Consider the following 1,270-nt stretch of genomic DNA (forward strand, 5'->3'; position numbering starts at 1 on the left):
CGGTCTACGTCATCTCGCTGGCCTGCCGGCTCGAAGGCACGCTCGATGCCGATGCGTTCGCGCAGGCGTGGCAGCTGGCGGTGGCGCGCCACGCGGTGCTGCGCTCCGCCTTTGTCGGCCAGGATCTGGCAGTGCCGCTGCAGGTGGTGCTGCGCGAGGCTGAGCTGCCGTTTGCGCGCGAGGACTGGCGGGATCTGTCGCTCGCCGAGCAGCAGGAGCGGTTCGAGACTTTGCAGCAGGCCGAGCGTCTGCGCGGCTTCGACTTCGCGCGTCCGCCGCTGATGCGGCTCTGTCTGATCCGGACCGGCGAGCGGGATCACCGCCTGCTCTGGACCAGCCATCACATCCTGTTCGACGGCTGGTCGATCCCGCTGCTGCTCGATGAGGTATTCGCAGCCTATGTCGCGTTGAACCGGCGGGAGGTGCCACAGCTGACGCCGGTGCGTCCGTTCCGCGACTACATCGCCTGGCTGCAGCACCAGGACATGGCGGCGGCGGAAGCCCATTGGCGGAGGCGGTTGGCCGGCTTCGAGGCGCCGTCGAGCCTCGGGCTCGGCCGGCCCACAGTCTCGGCAGAGCATGATGATGGCGATCGCTATGCCGAGCACGCACGTGAGCTTGCGCTGGGCGAGATCGAAGGCTTTGCACGCCGGCACCGGCTGACGATCAACACGGTGGTGCAGGGCGCGTGGGCGCTGCTGCTTGGCCGTTACGGTGACAGCAACGACGTGGTGTTCGGCGTCACGGTGTCGGGCCGTCCGGCTGATCTGGCCGAGGTCGAGCGCACGGTCGGGCTGTTCATCAACACGCTGCCGCTGCGTGTGCCACTGCCGGACAGGGCAAGCGTGCTGGACTTTATGGGTGAGGTGCAGGCCCGGCAGAGCGAGCTGACGGACTATCAATACAGCCCGCTGGCGGAAGTGCAGCGCTGGAGCGCGGTGCCGGCTGGAACGCCGCTGTTCGAGAGCATCGTCGCGTTCGAGAACTATCCGGCCGAGATGTCGGCGCTCGCTGAGGTGGCCCAATCTATCCGGATCAGCGAGGTGAGCCCGGTGGAGCGGACCAACTATCCGCTGACCTTGCAGGTCACGGTCGGCGAGCAGCTGGCGTTCCGGTTGATTGCGGATCGCGAACGGTTCGAGGCTGCGGCAGTCGAGCGGCTGCTCGGCCATTTTGCGCGGCTGCTGGGCGAGATCGTCGCCGATCCCGCGCGGCCGGTGGCGGCGCTGTCACCGCTCGGCGAGGACGAGCGGCACCAAGTGGTGAGCGC

1 protein-coding gene is annotated in these 1,270 nt (G+C 68.2%); it reads left to right on the forward strand.

What is annotated here, in order from left to right:
• Positions 1 to 1,270: condensation domain-containing protein (locus ACQR1W_RS39765; RefSeq protein ID WP_434855881.1), on the forward strand; the 1,270-nt coding region annotated here is incomplete at both ends.

Source organism: Bradyrhizobium sp. HKCCYLS1011 (assembly GCF_051167795.1).
Taxonomy (GTDB): Bacteria; Pseudomonadota; Alphaproteobacteria; order Rhizobiales; family Xanthobacteraceae; genus Bradyrhizobium.